This is a genomic window from Stenotrophomonas sp. STEN083, assembly GCF_056759195.1.
On record NZ_JBRRCU010000024.1, the window covers coordinates 1 to 25,873 of the forward strand.

Annotated in this window: 20 protein-coding genes; 3 read left to right on the forward strand and 17 right to left on the reverse strand. The window is 64.1% G+C overall.

Annotated elements, in window-relative coordinates; translation table 11 throughout:
* Positions 1 to 116 precede the first annotated feature (116 nt).
* Genes trpA through trpB form a run of 3 tightly spaced genes read right to left on the reverse strand, consistent with a single transcriptional unit; the run spans position 117 to position 2,801 of the window.
* On the reverse strand, positions 117 to 917 hold the full coding sequence (gene trpA / locus ACVOK8_RS09345; protein WP_481566557.1) for a tryptophan synthase subunit alpha: 801 nt from the start codon (positions 915 to 917) through the stop codon (positions 117 to 119).
* Position 918: 1 nt separating this feature from the next.
* Positions 919 to 1,584, reverse strand: coding sequence for a hypothetical protein (locus ACVOK8_RS09350; protein ID WP_481566558.1), 666 nt, complete (start codon positions 1,582 to 1,584; stop codon positions 919 to 921).
* Positions 1,584 to 2,801: a tryptophan synthase subunit beta gene (gene trpB, locus ACVOK8_RS09355; protein ID WP_481566559.1), complete on the reverse strand. Its 1,218-nt coding sequence runs from the start codon at positions 2,799 to 2,801 to the stop codon at positions 1,584 to 1,586. The genes ACVOK8_RS09350 and trpB overlap by 1 nt, the downstream gene beginning before the upstream one ends.
* 94 nt (positions 2,802 to 2,895) lie before the next feature.
* Between trpB and ACVOK8_RS09360 the strand changes: the two genes are divergently transcribed.
* On the forward strand, positions 2,896 to 3,786 hold the full coding sequence (locus ACVOK8_RS09360; protein WP_481566560.1) for a LysR family transcriptional regulator: 891 nt from the start codon (positions 2,896 to 2,898) through the stop codon (positions 3,784 to 3,786).
* 191 nt (positions 3,787 to 3,977) lie between these two features.
* Here the strand turns inward: ACVOK8_RS09360 and ACVOK8_RS09365 are convergent, their stop codons facing one another.
* From ACVOK8_RS09365 to prmB, 13 genes are all read right to left on the reverse strand, one after another.
* On the reverse strand, positions 3,978 to 5,075 hold the full coding sequence (locus ACVOK8_RS09365) for a toxic anion resistance protein (protein ID WP_481566561.1): 1,098 nt from the start codon (positions 5,073 to 5,075) through the stop codon (positions 3,978 to 3,980).
* 63 nt (positions 5,076 to 5,138) lie between these two features.
* Complete coding sequence (locus ACVOK8_RS09370) at positions 5,139 to 5,876, reverse strand: hypothetical protein (protein WP_481566562.1); 738 nt, start codon at positions 5,874 to 5,876, stop codon at positions 5,139 to 5,141.
* Positions 5,854 to 11,217 carry a DNA repair ATPase gene (locus tag ACVOK8_RS09375; protein ID WP_481566563.1) on the reverse strand — a complete coding sequence of 1,788 codons (5,364 nt, stop codon included), beginning with the start codon at positions 11,215 to 11,217 and terminating at the stop codon, positions 5,854 to 5,856. Before ACVOK8_RS09375 ends, ACVOK8_RS09370 begins: the two co-directional genes overlap by 23 nt.
* Positions 11,218 to 11,357: 140 nt before the next feature.
* Positions 11,358 to 13,358 carry a flotillin family protein gene (locus tag ACVOK8_RS09380; protein ID WP_481554557.1) on the reverse strand — a complete coding sequence of 667 codons (2,001 nt, stop codon included), beginning with the start codon at positions 13,356 to 13,358 and terminating at the stop codon, positions 11,358 to 11,360.
* Positions 13,358 to 14,047 carry a hypothetical protein gene (locus tag ACVOK8_RS09385; RefSeq protein WP_481566564.1) on the reverse strand — a complete coding sequence of 230 codons (690 nt, stop codon included), beginning with the start codon at positions 14,045 to 14,047 and terminating at the stop codon, positions 13,358 to 13,360. The genes ACVOK8_RS09380 and ACVOK8_RS09385 overlap by 1 nt, the downstream gene beginning before the upstream one ends.
* A gap of 212 nt (positions 14,048 to 14,259) precedes the next feature.
* Positions 14,260 to 14,919 carry a phosphoribosylanthranilate isomerase gene (locus ACVOK8_RS09390; RefSeq protein ID WP_481566565.1) on the reverse strand — a complete coding sequence of 220 codons (660 nt, stop codon included), beginning with the start codon at positions 14,917 to 14,919 and terminating at the stop codon, positions 14,260 to 14,262.
* Positions 14,916 to 15,689, reverse strand: coding sequence for a tRNA pseudouridine(38-40) synthase TruA (truA, locus tag ACVOK8_RS09395; protein ID WP_481566590.1), 774 nt, complete (start codon positions 15,687 to 15,689; stop codon positions 14,916 to 14,918). Before truA ends, ACVOK8_RS09390 begins: the two co-directional genes overlap by 4 nt.
* A gap of 45 nt (positions 15,690 to 15,734) precedes the next feature.
* On the reverse strand, positions 15,735 to 16,094 hold the full coding sequence (locus ACVOK8_RS09400) for a VOC family protein (RefSeq protein WP_481566566.1): 360 nt from the start codon (positions 16,092 to 16,094) through the stop codon (positions 15,735 to 15,737).
* 12 nt (positions 16,095 to 16,106) lie between these two features.
* Positions 16,107 to 17,963 (reverse strand): type IV pilus assembly protein FimV, encoded by a 1,857-nt coding sequence (locus tag ACVOK8_RS09405; RefSeq protein WP_481566567.1) that lies wholly within the window; start codon positions 17,961 to 17,963, stop codon positions 16,107 to 16,109.
* A gap of 116 nt (positions 17,964 to 18,079) precedes the next feature.
* Positions 18,080 to 19,105 (reverse strand): aspartate-semialdehyde dehydrogenase, encoded by a 1,026-nt coding sequence (locus ACVOK8_RS09410; protein ID WP_481566568.1) that lies wholly within the window; start codon positions 19,103 to 19,105, stop codon positions 18,080 to 18,082.
* An 82-nt stretch (positions 19,106 to 19,187) separates the two neighbouring features.
* Positions 19,188 to 20,240: a 2-hydroxyacid dehydrogenase gene (locus ACVOK8_RS09415; protein ID WP_481566569.1), complete on the reverse strand. Its 1,053-nt coding sequence runs from the start codon at positions 20,238 to 20,240 to the stop codon at positions 19,188 to 19,190.
* Complete coding sequence (gene aroC, locus ACVOK8_RS09420) at positions 20,233 to 21,330, reverse strand: chorismate synthase (RefSeq protein WP_481566570.1); 1,098 nt, start codon at positions 21,328 to 21,330, stop codon at positions 20,233 to 20,235. Before aroC ends, ACVOK8_RS09415 begins: the two co-directional genes overlap by 8 nt.
* Positions 21,331 to 21,404: 74 nt before the next feature.
* Positions 21,405 to 22,334 (reverse strand): 50S ribosomal protein L3 N(5)-glutamine methyltransferase, encoded by a 930-nt coding sequence (gene prmB / locus ACVOK8_RS09425; RefSeq protein ID WP_282266609.1) that lies wholly within the window; start codon positions 22,332 to 22,334, stop codon positions 21,405 to 21,407.
* Positions 22,335 to 22,549: 215 nt separating this feature from the next.
* Here prmB and ACVOK8_RS09430 point away from each other — a divergent pair, with 215 nt between their 5' ends.
* Both ACVOK8_RS09430 and asd read left to right on the forward strand, forming a co-directional pair.
* Positions 22,550 to 23,197, forward strand: a complete 648-nt coding sequence (locus ACVOK8_RS09430) for an SCO family protein (protein WP_282266607.1) — start codon at positions 22,550 to 22,552, stop codon at positions 23,195 to 23,197.
* Positions 23,194 to 24,036, forward strand: a complete 843-nt coding sequence (gene asd, locus ACVOK8_RS09435) for an archaetidylserine decarboxylase (protein WP_481566571.1) — start codon at positions 23,194 to 23,196, stop codon at positions 24,034 to 24,036. The genes ACVOK8_RS09430 and asd overlap by 4 nt, the downstream gene beginning before the upstream one ends.
* Positions 24,037 to 24,191: 155 nt before the next feature.
* Here asd and ACVOK8_RS09440 read toward each other — a convergent pair whose 3' ends face one another.
* Positions 24,192 to 25,769, reverse strand: coding sequence for a transglycosylase SLT domain-containing protein (locus ACVOK8_RS09440; RefSeq protein ID WP_282266604.1), 1,578 nt, complete (start codon positions 25,767 to 25,769; stop codon positions 24,192 to 24,194).
* Between the last annotated feature and the right edge of the window lie 104 nt (positions 25,770 to 25,873).

The window sequence follows — 25,873 nt, forward strand, 5'->3', positions numbered from 1 at the left end:
TCAACCCAAAAGGGTAGGTTTGTTTGGCGCGGTTGTTGTGCCGCACCTTGCGCGGAAACAGCCTTACCCGGTAACCCCCCCGCCCGAGCATGGCTCGGCACTACAGGTCACTCCGTTCAGCGATCCAGCGCTTCGCGCAAGGGCTTCAGGAAGCCGGCAGCCGCAGCCACAGGATCCGCCGTCTCACTTATCACCGAGACCAGCGCACTACCAACCACCACCCCATCGGCATCCACCGCCATTGCCGCCGCGCTGGCCGCATCCTTGATGCCGAAGCCCGCCACCACCGGCGCGCTGGAACGGCTGCGCAGCAAGCGCAGGCGCTCACCGGCCGCGGAACTGTCCAGGCGTTCGGAGGCACCGGTCACGCCAGCGAAACTGACGTAGTACAGGTAGCCTTGCGCGGCCTGGCACAGGCTGTCCAGGCGCGCGTCGCTGCTGGTCGGCGAAGCCAGCAGAATCAAAGCCAGCCCGGCTTCGGCGAATGCGGCACGCGGCTCATCTGCCTCTTCCGGCGGCAGATCCACCAGCAGAATGCCGTCCACGCCTGCCGCCACCGCCTCTTCGGCATAGCGCGCATAACCACGGATCTCGACCGGGTTGAGATAGCCCATCAACACCACCGGGGTGGTCGCGTCGGCCTGGCGGAACTGCGCCACGGTATCCAGCACATACTGCCGCCCTGCCCCGCGCGCCAAGGCACGCTCGGAGCTGCGCTGGATGGTCGGGCCGTCGGCCATCGGGTCGGAGAACGGCACGCCCAGCTCAATCACGTCGGCACCGGCCTCTACCAGCGCATGCATCACCGGCACAGTCGCCCCCAACGAAGGATCGCCGGCGGTGATGAAAGGAATCAGCGCCTTACGGCCGGAGGCACGCAGGCGGACAAAGCATTCGTCAATTCGGGTAACAGCCATCTCAGGCACATCCTTCAATCAGTTCGACCGCATCGGGCTGGCCCCAATAAATGGAGGTGATCAGGCCGTCGAGTGTTTCCAGGCGCAGGGCCAGCTTGGCTGCCTTGTCGGTCCAGGTCAGGTAGTCGCCGTTCGGCGCGTTATAGGCATGCGGGCTGGTGACCACGCCCGCCGGCAGATGCTGCTTGGCCTGGGTGACTGTCATTCCCACCCACAGATTGAACGGCGTCACCTCGGCACCGGGCGCCGGGGCGGGGACCTCCTGGCCAGGTTCGAAGGGTGTATTCACCTCGAAGCGCACGATGCGATCGGCGATCACCATCATCGACATGTTCTCGGGCAAGGAGCCCTTGTCGTAGTACTCACAGTCACCTTCCATCGCCTCGCGCATGCCGTGCGAGACGAACGCCTTGTCGCCCGGTGCCTTGCCGAACGGTGCACCGATGCGCAGCTCACCCAACTGAGCCAGGCTGGCCGCGGCACTGGTAGCGGGACTCCCTGCCGGGGCGGGTGCCTGGGACGGCTTTGCTGCCGCGGGCGCAACAGCCGCCGGCGGAGCTGCAGCAGGTTCCGGCGCGGGGGCTGACGGCGCACATGCGGCCAAGGCCGCAATCAGGCCCAGCAGCAAGGGCGTGCGCAGCGAACGGGGGCGCGCGAAGTCGACCATCACAGCACCAAGCCTTCGCGCGCGGCGATGGTATGCACGTCCTTGTCGCCACGGCCGGACAGATTGCACAGCACCAGCGCGTCCTTGGGCAACTCACGCGCCAGCTTGATCGCATGGGCGACCGCATGGCTGGATTCCAGCGCCGGCAGGATGCCTTCGATGCGGGTCAGGCGATGGAAGGCGGCCAGCGCCTCCTCATCGGTAATGCCCACGTACTGTGCGCGACCGGTATCGGACAGGAAAGAATGCTCGGGGCCAACGCCGGGGTAATCCAGACCGGCCGAGATCGAATGGGTTTCGGTGATCTGGCCATCGTCATCGCACAACACATAAGTGCGATTGCCGTGCAGCACGCCCGGGCGACCGGCCGAGATCGAGGCGGCGTGGCGACCGGTATGGATACCGTCGCCGGCAGCTTCGGCACCGTAGATCTTGACCTCGCGGTCGTTGAGGAAGGCATGGAACAGGCCGATCGCATTGGAGCCACCACCGACGCAAGCGGTGATCGCATCAGGCAGACGGCCATAGTCTTCAAGCATCTGCGCACGCGCCTCGCGGCCAACGATGGCGTTGAAGTCACGCACCATGCGCGGATACGGGTCCGGGCCAGCGACAGTACCGATGATGTAGAAGGTATCGCGCACATTGGTGACCCAGTCGCGCATCGCTTCGTTGAGCGCGTCCTTGAGCGTGGCCGAACCGCTGCTGACCGGCACCACGGTGGCACCGAGCAGCTTCATCCGGTAGACGTTGATTTTCTGCCGCTCGATATCGGTGGCGCCCATGTACACCACGCATTCGATGCCCAACCGCGCAGCCACCGTGGCTGAGGCCACACCGTGCTGGCCGGCACCGGTCTCGGCGATGATGCGGGTCTTGCCCATGCGCGCAGCCAGCAAGGCCTGGCCGATGGTGTTGTTCACCTTGTGCGCGCCGGTGTGATTCAGGTCCTCGCGCTTGAGCAGGATCTGCGCCCCGCCGACGTCCTTGCTCAGGCGCTCAGCGTGGTAAATCGGGCTGGGCCGGCCTACGTAATGCTTCAGGTCCTTGTCGTAGGCGGCAATAAAGGACGGATCGACCCGCGCCTGATCGTAGGCGGCTGCCAGTTCCTGCAGAGGCCCGACCAGAGTTTCGGCAACGAAGCTGCCACCAAAGCGGCCAAAGTGCCCACGCGCATCAGGGAAGGCGTGGAAATCGGAGATCGACTGATCAGTCATGACGTCACGGCTACAAGGAACAGGCACGCACTCTAACGCAGGGCTGATGACATAAAAATGGATAATTTAGCCACTACATGTTAGAAAAACTCACATGAAGATCAGTCAATCCCTGCCTTCGCTCAATGCCTTGCGCGCCTTCGAGGCCGCCGCACGCCTGCGCAGCGTCAGCCAGGCCGCAGCCGAGCTGCATGTCACTCACGGAGCGGTGAGCCGGCAACTGCGGGCGCTGGAGGAAGAGCTGGGATTCGTCCTGTTTGAACGCGACGGACGCGGCATCCGCCCCAACGCGGCTGGCCATCGGCTGCTGGAGGCGACTTCCGGCGCGTTCTCGCAGCTGCGCGACTGCATTTCCTCGCTGCGTCGACCGCAGCGCAATGACGCCTTCGTACTCGGCTGCCCCGGCAGCCTGCTGGCGCGCTGGATGATCCCGCGCCTGCAGGACCTGCAACGCGACCTGCCCGGCCTGACCCTGCACCTGGCAGCACAGGATGGCGATTTCGCCCCGCGTCTGGATGGGCTGGATGCGGCACTGATGCTCGGCCAGGCGCCTTGGCCGGCCGGCTGGCAGGTGCATGCGCTGGCGCCCGAGCGGATCGGCCCGGTGTTCAGCCCTTCAATGCATGGCGCGCATGTACTGGCTCGGCAGCCGATCGATGCCGTGCTAGGCCACACGCTGTTGCATACGCGCTCACGGCCACAGGCCTGGCCGACCTGGGCTGCACGCAGTGGGATCGATGCGGGTGAACTCAGCTACGGGACTGAGCTGGAGCATCTGTATTACATGCTGGAAGCAGCTGTTGCGGGATTGGGCATCGCTATTGCGCCGGAGCCCTTGGTCGCGGATGACCTGGTCAACGGCCGCCTGATCGCACCGTGGGGGTTTGTCGATACTGAAGGCTGCTGGGCGTTGTGCACTGCTGGTGATCAGCAGGACCCGCGGGTGGCCGCACTGGCGGAATGGCTGCGCAAGCAGCTTTTGTAGGTGCTCTTAGCCATTGTGGGAGCGGGGTCAGCCGCGAAGCTGGCAATGCTTGAAAGGCCTCAGAGCTTACCCCTCCCCAACCCTCCCCTTTGCTACGCAAAAGGGAGGGAGCAACGGCGCTGGCACCTGATGCACCTGTGGCTTCGCGGCTTACGCCGCTCCCACAACTGCCCACTGTGCTGCTCCTAACTTCAACTTCCTTGCGTCGGCTGTGCCAGCCGCTGCTGCACGTCCTCACGCAGGCGCGCCAACTCGACTTCCGCCTGCTGACGCTGCTGCATGCCTTCGCGATGGATGCTGCGCACCTCTTCGACGGTGGCAATCAGCTGCTCGTGCACATGGCGCAGGGTCGCCACATCGATCACCGCACGCTGATTGGCCTTGGCCGTTTCCACTGATGTCTGTCGCATCAAATCAGCATTGCGGCGCATCAGCTCATTGGTGGCGTCGTCGATGGCATTGGACAGATCCACCGCGTTCTTCTGCTCGCCCAGCGACAGCTGGATGGCGAACTGGCGCTTCCACGACGGGATGGTGATGTCGCGTACGGCGTTGAATTTCTCGATCAGCTGGATCGCATTGGCCTGGATCAGACGGATCATCGGCAGCGACTGATCGGCCGCATGCTGCATGACGGTCAAATCACCTACACGTTTGTCGAGCAGGCGGATCGCGTTATCGATCTCGCCACGACGAATGCGTGATTGCGGATCTTCCAGGCCGACCAGCGCTTGCAACTCGTTGTTGAGCTCGGCCAGGCGCTGTTTGCCCGCCGCGATGTGCAGGCCAAGGCTCTGCCGCTCGTCGCGAACGATGGCATGCATGCGGTCGAACTCACCGACACGCTGGCCCATCTGTGCCTGCTGGGTGCCGACATCACGCAGTAGGCTCTCGATCTGCTGGTTGGTATCGCTGAACTTCTGCACCAGCTCGCCCTTGGAGGCGCGCATGCGGTCGATCAGGCCACCGATCACCGGCACTTTGGAACGCTCGTTCAAACCATCGAGCTTCAGCGAGCGGGCAATGCGTACCACTTCACCCAGCTTTTCGCCCGAGGCATCCAGGTCACGGTTGCGCACATGATCCAGCAACTGACTGGAGAAGGCCGCACTCTTGCCCGCTGCCTCGCGGCCGAACACGTGCAGATTACCCGGGCTGATGTCGTCCAACGTACGCACGATCTGCGCGATCTGTGGACGGTCCGCTTCGCTTAAGCCCAAGGCGACCAGCATGGTGCCATCAACATCGGCGGAAGGGCCGGCCGGCAGCGGCAATGTGTCCTGGGTCATCAGCAGTTCTCCTTGAGCAAGTGGCGCCATGCGGCGCGCGAGCAATCATGTGCAGAATGGTTCTCAGCGCAGTCTAGCCTGCATCGCCGTCACCTCGTCCAGAATCCGGGCCTGCGCCTGGGCGGCCTGTTCCAGTTGTGCCTGCTTGTCGGCGGCGCGCGCAGCCAGGCTTTGCTGCCGCCAAAGCGGCAACAACACGTCGCGGATGCGCTGGAAACGCTCGACCAGCTCTACGCCCTGGGCATGCAGCAGGCGTAGCTGTTCGACCTCGGACTGCCGCAGCCGGGCTAGTCCACGCAGATGTTGCAGGCGTCGCTGCAGCGTGGCCCGCGCCACCACCTCGGCAGGCGGCGGTATCGCCTCGCCGGCAGCAGCCCAATCATCGATGGCTGCAACTGCCATCTGCACCCGCGCGACCTGCTGCAGATGCTGGCCAAGCTCCTGCTGCAAAACCAGTACGCAGTCGTCGGCACGTAACAAACAGACATCGAGCTGGGCCGCCAGCTGCTCGGCCCGCGCCTGCGCCTCGATATCGCGACCCAACAACCGCCCCAGCAATCCCACCGAATGGCGGATCTGGCGCCCATCGGCTGCCGACATCGCCTGGCGAATGTTGTCCATCTCCGCGACCAGCCGAGCCGCTGCCATTCCGGTCTGAGGCGTACCCAGCAGCTGCTCGATCGCGACCAACAGTTCCGCGCCATAGCTGGCCACTGCCAGCGCGTCATCGGCCTGCAGCGCTGGCGGCGCAGGCAGCGGCAACAATGGCGGCGTCACTTCAGGCATCGTCCGGCGCTTCATTGCCACGACTGCCCTGCTGCCCCGGCACCACCACACTGCCGCCGTAGAAATGCCGCATCAGCGCTTCGTCCAATGCCTTCTCTTCCGGCGTGCGTGCGCGCCGCACGCGCGGTGCCGGCTTGCTGCCCGCACCGCCGTCCTTGGACAGCCAATCCTGCAACTGTGAGGCCAGGCCGGCCAAGGCATCGCCGACCTCGCCCTGCCGCTGCTGTGCAGCGGCCAGCACCTGCAACAGCGGGGTCAGATCCTGCGTTGGTGCTGCAGGTGCGGTTACTGCAGCAGGCGGCGCTGCGACCACGGCCGCAGGACGCTCGGCAACCGCCTGCAACAGCGTCACGATCTGCTCCCACGGCGCTTCAACCTGTGCTGCAACCGGCGCAACCGGTGCGGGCTCTTCAGCACGCAAACCCTGCAAGCCGCTGGCGATATCGGCCAACTGCGCGACCATGCGCGCGCCAGTATCGGCATCGTCGCCGCCCATCGCCTTGTCACGCATGAAGTCGCGCTTGATCTGTTCCCAGCGCGCCAGCTGCGTCGCATCCAACACCTCGCGTAGTTCACCCAGCTTGAGCAGGTTTTCCTCGGAGCCACTGGTCAGCAGTTGCGATTCACCGAGGTAGTGATCGGTCACCAACTGCTGCAGCTCGGCTGCATTCATCACCGGCGAAATCTTCTCCGACAGCTTGTTCATGTTGCGGTAGCTGCCCTGCAGCCGGAACGGCGGCTCGACTCGGTACTTGTCAGCCTGCGCGGCACTGGCGATGTATTGCTGGTTGACCCGGTACACCACCTCGCGCACCTGCATCAGTCGCTGCAGGGTGGCGACGATCTCGTTGATCTCCGCACCGCTGTAAGCGTGGCTGAGCGCATTGGTCGACACCTCCTTGCCGCCAGCCTTGTCGACCAGCAGGTAGAGGTCGGCCAGGTCACGGGTGGCCATCGGCGCCAATACCTGGCTGGAGGTCAGGCTGTTCTCGATGTAGCTGAGCTTGAAGGCCTCTTCCATGCCGCCGAGCACATCACCCAAGTTGTAGATGTCGGCCCGGTTGGCCAGCATGTCCGGCACCTTGAACACTTCACCGGACTCGGTGTAAGGGTTGCCGGCCATCACCACGCAGAATTTTTTGCCGCGCAGGTCATAGGTCTTGGTGCGGCCCTTCCACACGCCCTCGATGCGACGGGTGCCGTCACACAGGGAAATAAATTTCTGCAGGAACTCCGGATGGGTGTGCTGGATGTCGTCGACATACAGCATGGTGTTGTTGCCCATCTCCAACGCCAGGTTGAGCTTGTGCAGCTCCTGCCGTGAGGTGGCATCCGGTGCCTGCTCCGGGTCCAGCGAGCGCACTTCGTGGCCCAGGGCCGGGCCATTGATCTTCATGAAGACCAGGCCGAGCCGGTTGGCCACGTATTCCATCAATGTGGTTTTGCCGTAACCGGGCGGGCTGATCATCATCAGCAGGCCCATCAGGTCGCTGCGCTTGTTCTCACCCACCGTGCCCATCTGCTTGGCGAGGTTGTCACCGATGATGGGCAGGTAGACGTCATTGATCAGCTTGTTGCGAACGAACGAGCTCAGCGGCCGCGCCTGGAACTCGCTCAGGCGCAGCGAGTCACGCTCACGCGAACTGATGCGATGACGCAGCGCCTGGTAACGCTCGAAGCCGGGCTGGAACTGGCGGCGATGTGACTGCCAGCGCTGCAGGAAATCATCCACCGCCAACTGCAGGTGGCCTTGGGCGATGCGCGCGTGTTCACCGAGCAGGCCACCGATATCGGCGATCAAGGTCACCTCGCGCACCTGGCTGCGCAGGGCACGCTCACCCAGCAGCATCGCAGCAGCTTCCGGCACGTAACCCGCCATGGCGGCAAACTTCGGCTGCCCGCACATGGCCTGCAACCATTGCACCGCCTGTGCCCATTGCAGGGCAAGACGCGTATTCAAGCGCTGCAGGCTGCGATCGAATGCATCAGCCTGGCCGGCGGCCTGCAGCTGCTCGCGCAGGCCGGTAAGCAGCTGGCGTGCGTAACCACTGAAGGCGAAGTTCGGCTCGCCGTTCGCCAGTTCGGCCAACAGATACCCGGCAGCCAACACCGGAACACCGCTATCGAACGGCAAGCCGTGCTCTTCCTGGAAGGCCGCCAATGCCAACGCGATCTCCGCGCGCAAGGCTTCGAGCCCGTCTCGCACATTGAACAGCTTGGCGATGGCGAACGCACCAGCTGCACGTTCCAGCCACTGACTGACTTCTTCACGCTTGCCCTCGCGCGCCCAGAACAGCAAGGCAAGTGCACGCGGACCGGCTGCATGCACCAGCGAACCTGCCGCCTGGTACAGCGGCAGCATCGCCTGCAATATCAGCGTGGCATCGTGATCGTGGATGCCCTTCTCGTAACCTTCGCGGTAACGCGGCGCAGCGAAGTCGCGCACCCGCTTGGCCAGCGCGTCGGCCTGTGCGGCTTCGCGCAACAACAAGTCGATGCTCAAGCCGTCGCGTCCATTGATGGCCGCATCCAGCAGCAAACCTGCCAGGTACTCACCGCGATAGAGTGTTGGCGATTCAGAATCCAGCGTTACCGGCCAGTAATCGCGCAGCTCTTCCAACTCCGGGTCAACAATGGCTTCGTAGTAATCGGTGCCGGTCAGATGCACGGCCAGTCCATCGCCGCGTGGCAGGATGGTGAGGTCCAGCGGCTGGGTATTGACGCTGAAGCGGTGCCGACCCAGGCGGATGATGTTGCCGCCGCCCTCGAACAGGTCGCTGCGATCACGCAGTGCACGCACCGCCTGGTCACGCACGCCCTTGAGGCGTGCCTCCACATCGTCGGCCTTGACGCTGTCCTTGTAGTCGCGCAGACGCTCGGCCAGCTCGCGCAGCTTCAGGATCAACGGGTCACCGGCGAAGAAAGCGTTCAGCTCATCAACGGTGGTGAAGCGTTCGGTACGCTTTGCCAGGCCATCGAGGATGCGGTTTGCTGCGTCCAGTACCGACTGCGCCTTGCGCTGGCGCGCATCCAACAAGGTCTGCTTGTGCGACTCGAAGGTATCGAGCAGCTCCTCGCGCTTGTTGAGGATGTCGCCAAGGAACTGCTCGTGTTCGCCGAACTGGCTCTCCAGCTCCTCCAATTGCACCATCAAGCGCGACAACTGCTCGTCGGCACGCTCCGGATCGGTCGCCAGCCCCAAGGCGCTGGTGATGGCCTGGCTGAACAAGGAGAACTGTGCGCCGAACTGAGCCACGGCTTCGGCCGAGCCCAGCGAGCGGCGGCGCTGGTCGGCACGCGCACGGGCCTGGTTGAGCTTGGCGTAGATGGCGGAGATGGCTTCGACCACGCGCGTACGCTGCGCGGCATCGTCCACCTTCAGGCTGGCCATCAGCTCGGACAACATGTCCAGGTCACCCGACATCACCTGCATCTGCGCGATCTGCTCGGAGAGCTGCTTGGCGGTCTGCGCTACCTGCGCGGCGGCATCCAGCTCCTGCAGGCGATCAGCGAAGGGCTGCAATGCCTTGTCGCTGCCGAGGAACTCACCGGCCGCTGCACCAACCCGATCATGTGCCTCCTGCAGTGACACATTCATCGCATCGATGGATGCAACGTCGACGTAGCGGAAGTCGCGCACGGTCAGCAGGCGGCCACGCAGCTTGCCGATGTCGCCCAGCGATTCCACGAACTCGCCGATCTTCGCCCAGTTCTGCGGCTGCAAGCGCCCAAGCAATGTCTTGTGCGCCGCGGTGACGTCGGCCATTGCCTGCGCCGATTGCTTGCGGATGCTCTCGACCTTTTCATACTCGTCGAGCATCGATTCGCCGGTTGCGCTGATCTCGCGCAGCAGCGTTGCCGCGCCGTCGCAATTGGCGTCATCCAGCCAATGGTGGGTATCAAACAGGCGACGCGCATTATGGGTCAGCAGCTCGTAGCGCGGCAGCGACACCTCGCGGCTGTCGATCTCACGCCCGAGATCCAGCAGATTGGAGATGCCGCGCACCAGCTCGGCATTGCCGATGCGGGCCATGAAGCTGGTGCCTGTCGGCGTATGCGCAGCAAACTCATCACTGCTGAACGGGGTCTGCCATACCTGCATCGGGTGGACGCGGGTAGGCTCCTCATTCTCGGCGTTGAACAACACCATGCGGCCATCGCGCATGAAGGCGTAGCCCATGCCGAACACCGGGTTCTGCAACACGCGCTGGATGCTGTTGTAGACAAACAGCGCCGACTTGCCGGCTTCGCGCTCGTAGAAGATGTACAGCATGTCCTCGCCGTTCGGCGAACGGATCGAGCGCTTGTAGCGCATGCCCTGCATCGAGGCGTCGAAGGCCTTGTGCTCGCCGCTTTGCAGGTAATAGCCGCCGGGGAAGATGACGCCATGGTCATCAGGCAGCTGCACACAGGCCTGGACGATGGCGTCGTTGCGCACCACCTTGCCGGTCAGCGTGTTGTAGATCAGGCCGCGCCAGGTGTCTTCGCGGTAAGGCTGGATCTTCAGCAGGATCAGCGAGCCGACCTTGGCGAAATCAATGGTGGCATCGTCCACCGACTGGGTGCTGTCCTCGACCGGCTCGCTGTAGACGCCTTGCCCGGTCTCGGTGTTGTTCTCGACCTTGATGGTCAGGTCACCGCCGGTGGTCTCGACGAAGATCGTGTCGAGGATGTTCAGGTGCGGGAAGCGGCCACTGATCAACATATCGCGACCGGCACGCACCCACTCGAAGTCGAATGGCGGCGGCAGCGCGATATCGCGCTCGCCACGTGCATCGATATAGGTCAGTTCGCCGCTGGGCGCCATCGCCCAACGGAATACACGCACATCGGTGCTGCGCTCACCAATCTGGAACGCGGCCAGCAACTTGCCGTCGCGCACGATCAGCTGCAGCAGACGCGCATTCTTGTAGTACGCGTAGAGCTCGCCGAAGTCATGGACGAAGCCGGCCTGCGACAGGAAGCTGCTTTTCAGGTCCACCGGGGTAACGTCGTAGCCCTCGGCACCTTCGACCAGGCGATAGAGCCCAAACACGTCTTCGATGCGGGTCTGGGTCTTCAAGCCGATGAAGACGTTGTAGCCGAACAACAGCAGGTCATCGCCGACCTGCACCACATCGCGGCCAACGCAGTTGTTCTCGCTGCGGATACGGAAACGCCCGATCACTTCCATCCGGCTATCGCCGAACTCCTGCAAGCGACGCTGGTTCAGCGCTTCCACCACCTGCCGCAGGCGTGCACCCTGATCGCTCAGGCGTTTGCGCAGCACTTCATAGGCACCGCCCTGCGCCACCGCCTGGTCAGCGATGGAACCGCCTTCCGGCGTGGTGGCGGCGTCCAGATTTGTATCGGCCATCGGTTGTTCCCTGCTCTGACATCGGCAGATTCCGCCCTCGGGACGGAATCCCTGACGCCCTCATCCTCGTGTGCTACTGGCTCCAGCCATGCAGCGCATCAACGCCCCACGCGGTACAACCGCGCAGGGCATGCCTTCACTCAGCCTGCGTCCGAATCCGCTGCGGACGTGTCGGCGATACGCCGCGCCGGCAAGCCACGCGCGGACATGTCGACGCCGAGGTAGCGCTGCATCAGGTCCTGCACGATCGGGCTCTTGTCGGTCAGGCCTTCGATCGACTTGCCCAGCGACACCGCCTTGACCAGGTTCTCGAACATGCCGCCGTCGCCGCCGACCATGTCGATCTTGGCGTTGCGCAGCGCACTGGCGATGACCTCGGCATTCTCCTTGGTCACTTCCTTGCCGGCGTCGATCGCCGCCAGGGCCTGACGCAGGCCGGTTTCCAGGGTCATGCGGAACTCTTCGTGGCCGCGTGCGGTATCGCCCAGCGAATCGATGGCCTGGAACTTGCGGGTCAAACCGTCCGCCTCGGCGAGCAGCTTCTTCTCGATGACCGTTGCTTCCGCCAAGCCCAGCGTTTCGGTTGCGGTCGCCTTGGCGCGGCCCATCTGTTCCTCGCCCTGTGCACGCGCGGCCAGCTGTTCGGCCAGCACCTTGGCTTCGGCCGTGCCCTGCTTGAGGTTGGCATCGGCCATTGCATCGACCACGCGGGCCTCGGCGATACCGACCTTTTCGATGGCCAGCGCACCGGCTTCCTTGACCTGGGCATCGGCCAGACCGGGCGCAGCGCGCTCGGCGCGCACACCATCGGCCAAGGCCTTCTTGGCTTCGGCCTGCTTGCCTGCGGCGTCGAACTCGGCCTGCGCCAGCGTGGTGATCTCCACCGCGCGGTGCTTGGCCGCGGCTTCGCTGGCCTCGGCTTCCTTGACCTGCTTGAGCATGGCTTCCTGCGCCTGCGCCTCGGCTTCGAGGATGGCGACCTGCTTCAGGCGGTCGGCCTCGGACACCTGGCGGACTTCCTTGATGCGCTCTTCTTCCTGCGCCACGGTCTTGTCGATGGAGATGCGTTCGCGGGTGATGTTGGCCACGTCCATCTTGCCCTGCTCGACCACCTTGTCACGCTCCACGCCCTGCAGCTGCACTTCGCGGTCAGTGGTGACCTGCTCAAGTTGGCGCGCACGTGCAACGCGCTCGACTTCGATCGCAACCGCACGCTGACGGTTCTGTTCGGCCACTTCCACTTCGCGCAGGCGATTCTGGTCGCGGATGTCGATCAGCTGTTGCGCTTCAATGCGGGCGTTTTCGGACAGCTGGCGCTGCTCCTCCTGCACCTTCAGGGTTTCAGCCTCTTCGCGGGCACGGATGGTGTCCACCTCGCGGCGCTGACGCGCTTCGGCTTCAGCCTGCTGACGCTCAAGCGCGAGCGTGGCTTCCTTGGCCTCGACATTCTTCTTGGTGATGGCCAGGCGCTCGTTCTGCGCCAGCTCATTGGTGATCACGTTCTGCGCGGCGGTCAGCTCGGTGATCTTGCGGATGCCTTCGGCGTCGAGGATGTTGCTGGGGTCGAGCAGCGACTTCGGCGTCTGCTCCAGGTAATCGATGGCCACGTCTTCCAGCGCGTAACCGTTCAAGTCATTGCCGATCACCGCGATGATTTCGTCACGGAATTCCTGGCGCTTCTCGAACAGCTGGGTGAAGTCGAACTTCTTGCCCACGGTCTTCAAGGCTTCGGAGAACTTGGCATTGAACAGATCATCCACCGCGTTCTTGTCCGAGGCGCGATCAGCGCCGATGGCCTTGGCGACACGCAGCACGTCAGCCTGGGTCTCGTTGACGCGCAGGTAGAACGCCACGGTGATGTCGGCACGCATGTTGTCGCGGCAGATCAGGCCTTCCTTGCCACGGCGGTCAACCTGCAGGGTGATCAGGCTGATCTTCATGTGCTCGGCGCGATACAGCACCGGAATGATCAAGGCACCGGTGAAGTGCACCTTGGGTTGCGCGCTCATGTCATTGACGATCAGCGCGGTGCCCTGATCGACCTTTTTATAGAAAGCTTTGAACAGACCCGCCAAACCAAGGAAAAACACCAGCAGGGCAGCTACCCCGATAATGAAAGGGGCCAGCGCAGCAGTACTCATCAGTGGATCTCCTTGTCGCCTGATACATCAGAAGGGAAAACGTCCAAGCCTGGCAGGTCGGTATCAGCGACCACCAGGTAGTGATTCTTGTCGTGCAGGTATTCCACCAGCCGCACCCGCTGGCCACGCGCCAAGCGGCTGCCATCGCGTACACGCACATGCAGGATCAGACCGGCGCCACCGTCGTCCATGCTGGCATAGCCCTGCGTGGCAGTGACTTCCGGCGAGGTGACCTGGGCAAGCCGACCGAGGATCGATTCCTGGGCAACCGGCCGCAGCTTGAGCAACAGTCGGCGGATTGGCCGCAGCACCCAGGCCGACACCACCGCACCGGGAATCAGGGCGGCAATGGCCACCACCGTGCCCACACCCCAGCGCAAGGGCGCCGGCAGTGACTGCAGGAAAAAGAGTTGAACCAGATAGGTAATGGTCCAGCCAAAAAAGGCCAGCAGCAACACCACCAGCATGGTCGGTGCACCACCGAGGCCGAGCCGGGCGAACATCGCGGCAAGGCCGGTCGCTCCGTGTTCACCGCCATGGGAATGAAAATCGGCGCCGTCGCCGCTACCAATGCCACCTTCATCGACGATACCGGTCGCGGCCAGCAACCAGTAGATGACAGCAAAGGCGAACACGACGCTGTAAGGCAACGTCGGGTAGGACAGCGCAACTTCCAGAAACTCCGCCATGCACACTTTCCTTGTGGCGCCCAGCTGCCCTTAGGGAGCTGCCTCAGCCTGCAAGCTGTGACAGCAACATCCGCTTCCTGCAGGCATCCGTGCTTGTCGCCGTGGACACCATCATAAGGGAATCAGCCTGCACATGCCCTGCTGCGAGATCCCAAAAATGCGACAGCCGGGGCAGCACCCGTGCAATATACCGTCACACCCAGCAAGCGTATTCAGTCCTGCTCGACATGCAGGTCGGCACGCCGCACTTCTTCGACGAACTGGCGCATCTTGTAGCCGTCCTTGATCCCCGGCGACACCTCGATGCCGCTGGAAACATCAACGCCCCAGGGCTGGGTCGCAAGGATGGCGTCATGCACGTTCTCCGGACGAATGCCCCCGGCCAGCAGGTATGGCCGGTGCACGCCGGGCGGAATCTGCGCCCAGTCAAACGCCACACCGGTACCGCCGCTGCCACCGGCCACGTGACTGTCGAACAGGAAACCTGCGGCATGCGGATACATCTGCTGCAGCCCGCGGGCGGTGACATCACTGCGTCCGCCCATCGCAATGGCCTTCAGGTACGGCATGTTGAAGCTGCGGCAGAACGCATCGTCCTCGTCGCCATGGAACTGCAACAGGGTCGGCCGCACCGCGCGCAGCACCTCGCGTACTTCCTCGCGGTTGTTCTGCTGGAACAAGGCAACCACTTCGACCATCGGCGCGATGGCTTGGCGCATGGCCCGTGCCTCGGATGGCGCAACCCGGCGGGCGCTGCCCTTGGCGAAAATGAAGCCGATGGCATCCACGCCAAGCTCCGTGGCCAGGCGGATGTCGCCGGCACGGGTCATGCCGCAGAACTTGATGCGGGTACGAAACAGCGTACGGCTCACAGTGTCACCTCGTCCGGCAGCTTCCAGAGCTCAGGATACAGCGGCCCGACGAACACCAGGCCCTGCGGCGGCGCAGTTGGTCCTGCCAGATTGCGATCACGGCCAGCCAGCAATTCCCCGATCCAGCTTTCAGGCTTTTCCCCGGCACCCACCATCATCAGCGAGCCGACGATATTGCGCACCATGTGATGCAGGAAGGCATTGGCCTGGACTTCGACTTCCACCACTTCGCCCTGACGATGAATCGCTATCGATTGCAGCTCACGGCGTGCATGCAAGGCTTGGCATTGCGAACTACGAAACGCATCAAAGTCGTTTTCACCCAGCAAGGCCTGCGCCGCGCGGTGCATGGCATCTGCATCCAGCGGCCGCCGATCCCAGCTCAGGATCTGCCGGTACAGTGCCGGCCGTACCTGACGATTGAGGATGCGATAGCGATAGCGGCGCGCCTTGGCCGAAAACCGTGCATGGAACTCATCAACCACCGGCACACACCAGCGCACGCAGATCGATGGCGGCAGCCGCGTGGTAGTACCCAATACCCAGCCTCGCGGGCTACGTTCGACATCGCTGTCGAAGTGCACGACCTGGCATTCACCGTGCACGCCGGCATCGGTACGGCCTGCACACACAACACTGATCGGCGCATTGGCGACCGAGGACAATGCCTCCTGCAAGGTGGCTTGCACACTCGCACAGCCTTGCTCGCCAAGCTGTTGCCAGCCCTTGAACTCGCTGCCGTCGTATTCCACGCCCAGCGCATAGCGCATCATTGAACCTCTGATCTTGTTGGAGCCGCTGGACCCGCGCGCAGCTCAGTCACTGTCGCGTTCGGACCACACAGCCAGTTCGTTGCCGCCCGGCTCCAGGAACTGGAAACGACGGCCACCGGGAAAAGTGAAGATCGGTTTGACCACTTCACCGCCCTGCGCTGCGATCTCGGCAAGCAGCGGGCCCAGTTGTGCGGCATAAAGCACCAGCAACGGCGCACCTACACTGGTCGTGGCCGGCGCGCCACGGAAAAAGCCACCTTGCAGCTCGCCGTCATCGAAAGCAGTGTAATCCGGGCCGTAGTCCTCAAAACTCCAGCCGAATACCTGCTCGAAAAAAACACGACTCGCCGCAGGGTCGCGCGAGGCGAATTCCACGTAGTCAATCCGCCGTTCGCGCTTCATTGCAACTCTCCGTCAGGCCATGCGGCCAAGTAATTCCAGCGCTTCGCCGCGTGCCTGCGGGTCGGCGCTGGCAGCAACTTCATTGAGCAGGGTACGCGCGGTCTCGGCATCGCCCAGATCCAGGTAGGCGATGGCCAACTCCAGCCGTTCACGCCCAGCAGGTGCCGGGGTCAACGGCGCAACCGCAGCCACGTCACCGGCCAGCCAACCCGCCTCATCGGCCGCTGCCGGCTCGGGCTGTGCAGGCACAGGCTCGACCACAGCATCGAACTGCCGCGAGGCCTCAAACAGCAGCACCGGCTTGTGTACAACCGCCGGTGCAGCCACCGGAAGCACTGGCTCCACACGCGCCGGCGGACTGGTCTTAAGCCATGCCGGCATCGGTTCTTCGTAGGGTTCAGGTTGCACTTCCGGAGCGACAGGCAGCGGCTGGGCATCCAGCTCATCCTGCGGATCGAACTCGTCCACTTCTGCTGTCTGCGACGACTGTTGTGCAGCAGCGCCCATCACTGGCATCGCTGCGGCCAGGTCTCCCGGCGCGAAATCAGCTCGCGGGGCGGCCGGCAGCGGCTTGCGCCGGCGGCTCAGCACCCAACCCAGCGCACCCAGCACCAGCAGCGCCAAACCAAGCCAGATCCAGCCGAGCGAACCGGCGCCATCGCGCTTGGCCGCCTCACCCAACTGTTGCTGGGCAGCAGCCAAGTCCGAATCCTTCATTGCTATAAGCGATTGCTGCTGCTTCTGCAGCTTTTCGAGTTCGCCGACGCGATCACGCAGTTCCTGCAGTTCCGCGTCACGCGTTGCCAGCTCTTCCTTGGCTTGCTGCAGCTGTTCGTTGGCCAACATGTCACCCTCGCCACCGGCGTCGAGTCCGGTCGTCATTCCTGCAGTCTGTTGTGCGCCGGCTACGGCCGGGGCGATTTCCAAGCGAGCTCCGCTGGGGGCTGCGCTCGCCACAACCGGGGCAGCGGCCTTGGCTGGCGCCACCGCTGCATCGGCTACTGCCGGCTGCGGGATTGGCGCGCGCGCCTGCCGCCACTGTGCGGCCTGGTCACGAACGATGGCGTGTGCTTCGGATGCATCCACCCGCGCCAACTCTTCCTGCGCCGGGGTCCGTAGCACCGCGCCCTGCTTGAGCAGATTGATGTTGCCGCGGATGAAGGCATCCGGGTTGGCGCGCATCAGCGCAACCATGGTCTGGTTCAAGGACGCGCCGCTATCACGCGACAGTTCGCGGGCAATCTGCGACAGGCTCTGCCCACGCTGCACGGTGGCAAGCTGGCCTTCGCCGCTCATCACCTGCGCCGCTGCGGCGCGCGCTGCGGGTACCGCGGCAACCGGCTGAGCCGGCGCAGGCGTTGCTACTGGCACAGCAGGCACCGGCAGCTCGGGCAGCGGCTCGGGTTCACGCACAATCAGATTGGACTGCGCTGCTGCCGGCGCTTCGATCACCGGTTCGGCCACCGCGGTTGCAACTTCTGGCGCGGACACCAGCGCCGAGTATTCGCGAACCAGCCGGCCCTGGCCCCAATCGACCTCGATCAGGAAGCCCACCGACGCCACCTGCACCGGTGCAGCGCTGGTGACACGGATCACCGCTCGGCCGTCACGGTCCTGCGCAAACTGGAATTGCAGTTCTCCTACCAGCCCGGTCGGTGCAGCCAGGCCCACGCGTTCGAAGGTGGCCGCAGATGCCAGCCCCGCCTTGGCGTTGTCGAGCTCGCTCGCATCACTGGTGATGACCGGTATTTCAGCCAGCAAGGGCTGTCCCGGCTTGGACAGGACGCGGATATTGCCCAGCCCCAATGCCATTGCTGTGCTACTGAACAGCGCCAGGCCGAGAACCAGCACACCTTGTAATGAGCGCATCGCGCCCCCGCCCCTTGGTTTCATGGCGGCCAATATAACGGCTGACCCGCCTTTCGAACACCGCTGTACCGCCTATATGCAACGACGCCGGCATCAAGCCGGCGTCGTTGGGGGGATCAGCCGCCGTTGGCGACCAGTTCGGCGACCTGCACGGCGTTCAGTGCGGCGCCCTTGCGGATGTTGTCGGCCACCACCCACATGTTCAAACCACGCGGGTGCGAGATGTCCTCACGGATGCGGCCGACATAGACCGGATCGGTGCCCGAGGCATGGGTGACCGGGGTCGGATAGCCGCCAGCCTTGCGCTCGTCCACCACCTTCACGCCTGGCGCGGTAGCCAGCAGCTCGCGGGCCTGCTCGGTGGTGATCTTCTTCTTCGTCTCGATGTTGACCGCCTCGGAGTGGCCGTAGAACACCGGCACACGCACTGCGGTGGGGTTCACCAGGATGCTGTCGTCGCCGAGGATCTTGCGGGTCTCCCAGACCAGCTTCATTTCTTCCTTGGTGAAGCCGTTGTCGAGGAATTCGTCGATGTGCGGGATCAGGTTGAAGGCGATCTGCATCGGGAACTTCTTCGGCTCGATCTCCTGGAAGCCCAGCAGCTGTGCGGTCTGCTTGCCCAGCTCTTCCATGCCGGTCTGGCCAGCGCCAGACACCGACTGGTAGGTGGCGATGTTGATGCGCTCGATGCCGTACTCGCGGTGGATCGGCGCCAGCACCGGCATCAGCTGCATGGTCGAGCAGTTCGGGTTGGCGATGATCCCGCGCGGGCGGTTCTTCGCCGCTTCCGGGTTGACCTCGGACACCACCAGCGGCACGTCGTCGTCGTAACGGAAGGTCGACGAGTTATCGATCACCACCGCGCCGGCTGCGGCAAACTTGGGCGCGAATTCCTTGGAAATACCGCCACCTGCCGAGAACAGGGCGATCTCGACGCCGGCCGGGTCGAAGGTGGCCAGATCCTGGATGGTGATCTTGTCGCCTTCAAAATCGACCTGCTGGCCGGCCGAACGCTCGGAGGCGAGCAGGGTCAGCTTGCTGATCGGGAAATTGCGCTCGGCAAGGATGGACAGCATGGTCTGGCCGACAGCGCCGGTGGCGCCAACAACGGCTACGTGGAAACGACGGGCTTCATTGCTCATGGGGACACTCGAGATATTGGAGGGGGTAGACACACATCGAGCCAGGTTCGGGGAACCTCCAGCGCACGGCTGCCGAGGCTCCCTATCGTTTTTTGTCGTCGATTTTTTTGCCGGCCACGGCAAGGCGCGCGGTGCCGTTGTTCAGCAGCTCGGTATTGATGGCGTTGGCCGGCTTGCCCGCATTCGGGCCAATGCCAAGGCCGGCCAGCAGGTTGTCCACCGCCACCTGCACCATCGCCCGGCGCGTGGCCAGCGATGCGCTGCCGATATGCGGGGTGAGCACGATATTGTCCAGCGCCAGCAGTTCCGGGCGCACGTTCGGCTCGTTCTCGTAGACATCGAGCGCGGCCGAGGCCAAACGACCATTGGCCAGCGCGTCGACCAGCGCGAGCTCATCGACGATGCCGCCACGGGCGATGTTTACCAGCGTGGCCGTCGGCTTCATCTTCGCCAGCGCGGCGGCATTGATGATGTGGTGGTTCTGCGCGGTGTACGGCAGCACCAGCAGCAGGTGATCAACGCTGGCCAGCAGCTCGTCGAAACCGACATAGCTGGCGCCGACTGCCTGCTCCTGCTCGGCAGGCAGCTGCGAACGGTTGTGGTACAGCACCTTCATGCCGAAGCCATGGTGACCACGACGGGCAATGGCCTGACCAATACGACCCATGCCGAGAATACCCAGCGTGCTGCCGTGCAGATCGGCACCAAGCATGGTGGTGAATGACCACTGCCCCCACTTGCCGTCGCGCAACCAGCGGTCAGACTCGACTATGCGGCGAGCGGCCGCCATCAGTAGCGAGAAACCAAGATCGGCAGTGGTTTCGGTAAGTACGTCAGGCGTATTGCTGGCAACGATGCCAGCGGCGCTGAGCGCAGGAATATCGAGATTGTTATAGCCGACGCCAACGTTGGCGATCATCTTCAACGCAGGCGCATTGGCGATTTCGGCGGCACCGATGCGCTCATTGAGCGTGAGCAGGACGCCATCCATGCCGGCCAGGTTCGCGCTGAGGCTTGCACTGTCGTGCTTGGTGACCGCATCAGTGGAAACCACATCACAATGCACCGCCAACTGCGCGACGGTGTCGTCGAACAGGGGCTGCGACACCCAGACGCGGGGACGACGGTCAGTCACTGCGCTGGCCCGGGATGCGCGGGCTCATCTCGCCGACATCGCCACACTGACCGCGATGACGCATGGCCTGATCCATCAACACCAGCGCCAGCATCGCCTCGGCGATGGGCGTTGCGCGGATGCCGACGCAGGGATCATGGCGACCGGTGGTGATGACCTCGACCGCATTGCCCGCCGTATCCACGGTTGCGCCGGGCAGGCGCAGGCTGGAGGTTGGCTTGAGCACCATCGAGGCAACGATCTGCTGGCCGGTGGAAATGCCACCGAGGATGCCGCCAGCATGGTTGGACTGGAAGCCCTGCGGGGTGATCAGGTCACGGTGTTCGGTGCCCTTCTGCGCCGCGCTGGCAAAGCCATCGCCGATCTCCACGCCCTTGACCGCATTGATGCTCATCAGCGCGGCTGCGATATCGCCATCGAGCTTGCCGTAGATCGGCTCACCCCAACCCGGCGGCACGCCATCGGCAACCACGGTCACGCGCGCACCGACCGAATCACCGGACTTGCGCAGCGCATCCATATAGGTTTCCAGCTCGAGTACCTGGTTGGCATCGGGCCAGAAGAAGGGGTTGTCTTCGACCACATTCCAGTCAAAACCGGCCGGGGTGATCTCGCCAAGCTGCGACAGGTAGCCGCGCACGCTGACGCCGAAACGCTGCAGCAGCCACTTCTTGGCGACCGCGCCGGCGGCCACGCGCATGGTGGTTTCGCGCGCGGAGGAACGGCCGCCACCGCGCGGATCGCGGATGCCGTACTTCTGCCAGTAGCTGTAATCGGCATGGCCCGGACGGAACTGCTGGGCGATGTTGCTGTAGTCCTTGCTGCGCTGGTCGGTGTTGCGGATCAGCAGCGCGATCGGCGTGCCGGTGGTGCGGCCTTCATAGACCCCGGACAGGATCTCGACCTCGTCGGCCTCACGCCGCGCGGACGTGTGGCGGCTCTTGCCGGTGGCACGCCGCTGCAGGTCGTGGGCGAATTCTTCGGGGCTGATTTCCAGACCGGGCGGGCAACCATCGATCACGCAGCCGATGGCCGGCCCGTGGGATTCACCGAAGGTAGTGACGCGGAGGAGTTGTCCGAATGTATTCAATGCCGTTGTGCTCTTGCGGTTACGCCGGCCGTTGCCGTCACCCCACAGATGCGGAGTGACGGCAAAAGCGTGACTCAGGAACGTGCTGCAGCCAATTCGGCGATGCGCGCATGGTGTGCACGCAGCTCAGCCGCTTCGACAGCGAAGATGCCCATCTGCCCGACCTTGAACTCGATCCAGGACATGTAGACCTCCGGCAGCAGCTTGATCAGGTGCTGCTCGGAATCGCCTACTTCGCAGATCAGCAGGCCGTCTTCGGTCAGGTGGTCCGGCGCATCACGCAGGATCTTCAGCACCAGGTCCAGGCCGTCGTCGCCGGCGCGCAGGGCCAGGTCCGGCTCGTGCTGGTATTCCTTCGGCAGGGCGTCGGTCTCGTCATTGGTGACGTAAGGCGGATTGGTGACGATCAGGTCGTAGACGCGGCCCTGCAGACCAGCGAACAGGTCGCTTTTGACCAGCTCCACGTTGTGGGCGAGCAGGCGCTCCTTGTTCTCCACCGCCAGCGACAGCGCGGCGTCATTGACGTCGCTACCGTCCACCTGCCAGTTCGGGTAGTAATGGCCCATCGCAATGGCGATGCAGCCCGAGCCGGTGCACAGGTCCAGCGCGCGGTTGACGTCACGTCCGGCCAGCCACGGCTCGAAGCCGCTGAGGATCAGCTCGGCGATCGGCGAACGCGGCACCAGCGCGCGCGAATCGCTCTTGAAGCTCAAACCCGCAAACCAGGCCTCACCGGTCAGGTAGGCTGCCGGCTGGCGCTCGTCGATGCGACGCTGGAACAGCGCCAGCACCTGCTGCCGCTCTTCCAGCAGCACCCGCGCCGTGCCATAGGCCGGGCCAAGGTCCGGCGGCAAGTGCAGGCTGTGCAGGGTCAGCTGGGTCGCCTCGTCCAGGGCATTGTCATAGCTGTGGCCGAAGGTCAGGCCAGCAGCATTGAAACGGCTTGCGCCGTAGCGGATCAGATCGACGATCGTTTGGAGTTCAGCGGCCGCTTCGGCAGTCATGGCAATACGGAAATACTTGAAAGGTCTGCGATTATAGGCATCTGGCCGGTATATTGATTGCCAAGTTGCAGCCGAAACTTCGGCAATGGCCCTCCAAAGGGGCGCAAACGCCCGCCAAACCGCCGGGGTGTACGCCTGCAATCCCCTACACTCCCGTATCCCGCCCGCGGCGGACCTCCCGTCCCGCCGCCGTATCCGAACGGAAGCCCGCGCGCATGTTCAATCGAAATACCGGCATCATCCTGGCCATCGCCCTGGCCGCCGGCCTCGGCCTGCTGCTGGCACAGAAGGTCTTCGGCCCCTCCAACAAGGGCACGGACGGCACCAGCAGCATCCTGTTCTATGGCACCCCGCGCACCCTGCCCGACTTCGACCTGGCCCAGTCCGACGGCACCCGCCTGATCCCGGGTGAGCTGCGCGGCCATTGGACCCTGGTGTTCCTGGGCTTCACCTCCTGCCCGGACGTCTGCCCGACCACCCTGACCGAGCTGGCCCAGGCCCAGAAGCAATGGGAGACCATCCCCGACAGCCTGCGCCCACGCGTGGTGCTGGTCTCGGTGGACCCCGAGCGCGACACCCCGAACCGCCTGGGCGAGTACGCCCATGCCTTCCATAAGGACACCATTGCCGCCACCGCCGACGTGCCGTCGCTGGAGCGTTTTGCCACCTCGCTTGGCATGGTGTTCCAGAAGGCACCGGGCAAGCACTTCGAGCAGAACCCGGACGACTACAGCATGGACCACTCCGCCAGCATCGCCGTGCTTGACCCGCAGGGTCGGCTGGCCGGCCTGATGCGGCCCCCGTTCAACCCGCAGGCAATTGCCAGCGACCTGAAGAAGCTCACCGAGAAAACCGCACCATGAGTCTGGTTACAAGCCTTACCTACGTATTGCCGCACCGCCTGCTGTCTTCGATGGCCCGCTCGCTGGCCTATTCGCAGAACCCGCGCATCTCGCGCTGGCTGATCGACACGGTGTCGAGCAAGTTCAACGTCAATCTGGGCGAAGCGGCCAATCCCGACCCGCGCAGCTACCCCAGCTTCAACGCCTTCTTCACCCGTGCGCTGAAGCCCGGCGCACGCGTGGCCGCGACTGATCCGCGCACCCTGACCATGCCGGCCGATGGCCGTATCAGCCAGCTGGGCCCGATCGAGGATGGCCGCATCTTCCAGGCCAAGGGCCAGTCGTTCACCGCCGCCGAGCTGCTGGGCGACGCCGCCGACGCGGTCCCGTTCAACAACGGCCTGTATGCCACCGTATACCTGTCACCGCGCGACTACCACCGCGTGCACATGCCGTGGACCGGCACCCTGCGCGAGACCGTGCACGTGCCCGGCCGACTGTTCAGCGTCGGCACCGATGCGGTGGCCAATGTACCGCGCCTGTTTGCCCGCAACGAACGACTGGTCTGCCACTTCGACACCGATTTCGGGCCGATGGTGCAGGTGATGGTCGGCGCGCTGTTGGTCAGCGGCGTGGAGACGGTATGGAGCGGCGAGGAAATCCCCGCCTACGGCGACCGCATCACCCGCAAGGACTGGCGCGGCAAGGGCATCACCCTGGAACGCTTCGCCGAGATGGCACGTTTCAATTACGGCTCGACGGTGATCGTGCTGCTGCCGCCCGGCGTTGCCGACTTTGATCCCTCGCTGACGGCCGAGAGCCCGGTGCAGCTGGGTCAGGCGCTGGCGAAGCTGCGCTGACAGCAGCGCATCCGATTGTAGGAGCGGCGTAAGCCGCGAAGCAGATAGACCCTCAGATTGCAGAAGCTCTGATCGCTGAAATCATCCCAGCTTCGCGGCTTACGCCGCTCCTACAAAACCAACCAACAAGGGCGCCTTTCGGCGCCCTTGTTGGTTCAACGACCGCAGCCTTCCAGCTTCAGGCTTTGCCCGGGCTTGAGCGCGTAAGCCGGCGCGCGCAGACCATTGGCGCGCGCCAAAGCCGGCACTTCGCATTGGAAGCGGTTGGCGATGGCGCCCAGCGTGTCGCCGCGGACAACCTTGTAGCTGCGCGCTGCCCGTCGTGCCGGTGCTGCCGGGCGCGGTGGCGGCGCGACAACAGGTGCAGCGGCCTGCGCTGCCTGCATCGCCTGCACATCGCCTACCGCGACGCTACCGGTAACCGTCGCCGCCGATGGCCGCTTGATCGCCGCATTCAGATCGGCCGTGATCAGCGCGCGGGCCAGGTCGGCACGCGGGCCGCTGACGCAGTAGCGGTTGTACAGACCAGCAATGCGGGTGGTGACATTGATGGTGGTGCCGCCCGGAATCCAGCCATCGGCCTCGTAACGCGGGTTGAGGTTGCGCAGCGCACGCATGTAACCGTCGCGGGTACCGGTACTGCCCAGGCAGATGGTCAACTCATAGATGGTGGTCGACTTCGCCAAACGCAGGGTTGCCGGCTGTGCGTTGAGCTTGGGAAATTCGACGCCGTACTGCTGTGGGTGCAGGAAGATCCACGCCGCGGCGATCACCATCGGCACGTAATCCTTGGTCTCGCCCGGGAACTGGTTGTACGAGGTATCGGTCCAGAAGCTCTGCCCGCCAGTTTCACGGTAAATACGCGCAGCACGGCCTTCGCCACCGTTGTAGGCAGCCAAGGCGTACTCGATGTTCTTGTTGAGCCCACGCATGCGCTCATTCATGTAATCGGCGCTGGCACTGGCCGCGCTGCGCGGATCAAAGCGGGTATCGAAGCCGGTGCCATCCGGGCCCAGGCCGAAACGGCGGCCGGTGGCCGGCATGAACTGCATCAGGCCGGCCGCACCCACACGCGAGGATGCATGCACGCGGCCATTGGATTCCTTGGCCATGATGCCGAACAGCAGCGCTTCGGGCAGGCCGTCCTTCTCCCACTCCGGCCACATGATCCCGCGCAGGTTCATGTAGTTCTCGTAGCTGGTCAGCAGCGAGGGACGCATATCGGTGAGCCAGCGGCGGATGCCGGCCTGGATCGCCGGGTTGTACTCGACCATGTCGTCGAAGGCGTGCCGGTGGTCATTGAGCAATGCAGCTGCACGGGCGGCTTCGGGCACATCGGCCACCAGCGGCGCGATGTGGTCCGGATCGGCCTCCAATGGGCCACCGTCCTCCTCCTGCGCCTCGCCGTTGGCATCGGTCCGCTGCTTGAGCAGGCGTTTGTAGGTCGCCAGCAGATTGCTGACCTGGCAGCCCTTCTGTGCAATGCAGGCGCTGATCACGTCTTCCATGTCTTCCAGCGCGGCGTCGCCCTCGGCCGTGCCCTTGGGATCGGCATTGGCAACCAGCACCAAGGCATCGCTGTAGCGCTTCTCGGCCGCCGTCATCCGCGCCTCGATGGCATCAACCTTGACCTTGTCACGGGCGGAGATCGCCTGGGCGGCCGGAACCACGGTCAACAGCGAAGTCGCAACCAACATCGACCAGGCACGAGCAGAAAACAGGGATACGGGCATCAGCAGCACTGCATGACAAAGGTGAGGCAGGGTAGCTGGCGGACAGACCCGGGGGCAACATTGCCACCGCCGCGATACAGTCGGCCGTTAGAATCCTTCCTTCA

Bases quoted from the DNA above. Each gene is read 5' to 3' on its own strand.
- trpA (WP_481566557.1), bottom strand. From the start codon at position 917: ATGGCTGTTACCCGAATTGACGAATGCTTTGTCCGCCTGCGTGCCTCC.
- ACVOK8_RS09350 (WP_481566558.1), bottom strand. From the start codon at position 1,584: ATGGTCGACTTCGCGCGCCCCCGTTCGCTGCGCACGCCCTTGCTGCTG.
- trpB (WP_481566559.1), bottom strand. From the start codon at position 2,801: ATGACTGATCAGTCGATCTCCGATTTCCACGCCTTCCCTGATGCGCGT.
- ACVOK8_RS09360 (WP_481566560.1), top strand. From the start codon at position 2,896: ATGAAGATCAGTCAATCCCTGCCTTCGCTCAATGCCTTGCGCGCCTTC.
- ACVOK8_RS09365 (WP_481566561.1), bottom strand. From the start codon at position 5,075: ATGACCCAGGACACATTGCCGCTGCCGGCCGGCCCTTCCGCCGATGTT.
- ACVOK8_RS09370 (WP_481566562.1), bottom strand. From the start codon at position 5,876: ATGAAGCGCCGGACGATGCCTGAAGTGACGCCGCCATTGTTGCCGCTG.
- ACVOK8_RS09375 (WP_481566563.1), bottom strand. From the start codon at position 11,217: ATGGCCGATACAAATCTGGACGCCGCCACCACGCCGGAAGGCGGTTCC.
- ACVOK8_RS09380 (WP_481554557.1), bottom strand. From the start codon at position 13,358: ATGAGTACTGCTGCGCTGGCCCCTTTCATTATCGGGGTAGCTGCCCTG.
- ACVOK8_RS09385 (WP_481566564.1), bottom strand. From the start codon at position 14,047: ATGGCGGAGTTTCTGGAAGTTGCGCTGTCCTACCCGACGTTGCCTTAC.
- truA (WP_481566590.1), bottom strand. From the start codon at position 15,689: ATGCGCTATGCGCTGGGCGTGGAATACGACGGCAGCGAGTTCAAGGGC.
- ACVOK8_RS09400 (WP_481566566.1), bottom strand. From the start codon at position 16,094: ATGAAGCGCGAACGGCGGATTGACTACGTGGAATTCGCCTCGCGCGAC.
- ACVOK8_RS09405 (WP_481566567.1), bottom strand. From the start codon at position 17,963: ATGCGCTCATTACAAGGTGTGCTGGTTCTCGGCCTGGCGCTGTTCAGT.
- ACVOK8_RS09410 (WP_481566568.1), bottom strand. From the start codon at position 19,105: ATGAGCAATGAAGCCCGTCGTTTCCACGTAGCCGTTGTTGGCGCCACC.
- prmB (WP_282266609.1), bottom strand. From the start codon at position 22,334: ATGACTGCCGAAGCGGCCGCTGAACTCCAAACGATCGTCGATCTGATC.
- ACVOK8_RS09430 (WP_282266607.1), top strand. From the start codon at position 22,550: ATGTTCAATCGAAATACCGGCATCATCCTGGCCATCGCCCTGGCCGCC.
- asd (WP_481566571.1), top strand. From the start codon at position 23,194: ATGAGTCTGGTTACAAGCCTTACCTACGTATTGCCGCACCGCCTGCTG.
- ACVOK8_RS09440 (WP_282266604.1), bottom strand. From the start codon at position 25,769: ATGCCCGTATCCCTGTTTTCTGCTCGTGCCTGGTCGATGTTGGTTGCG.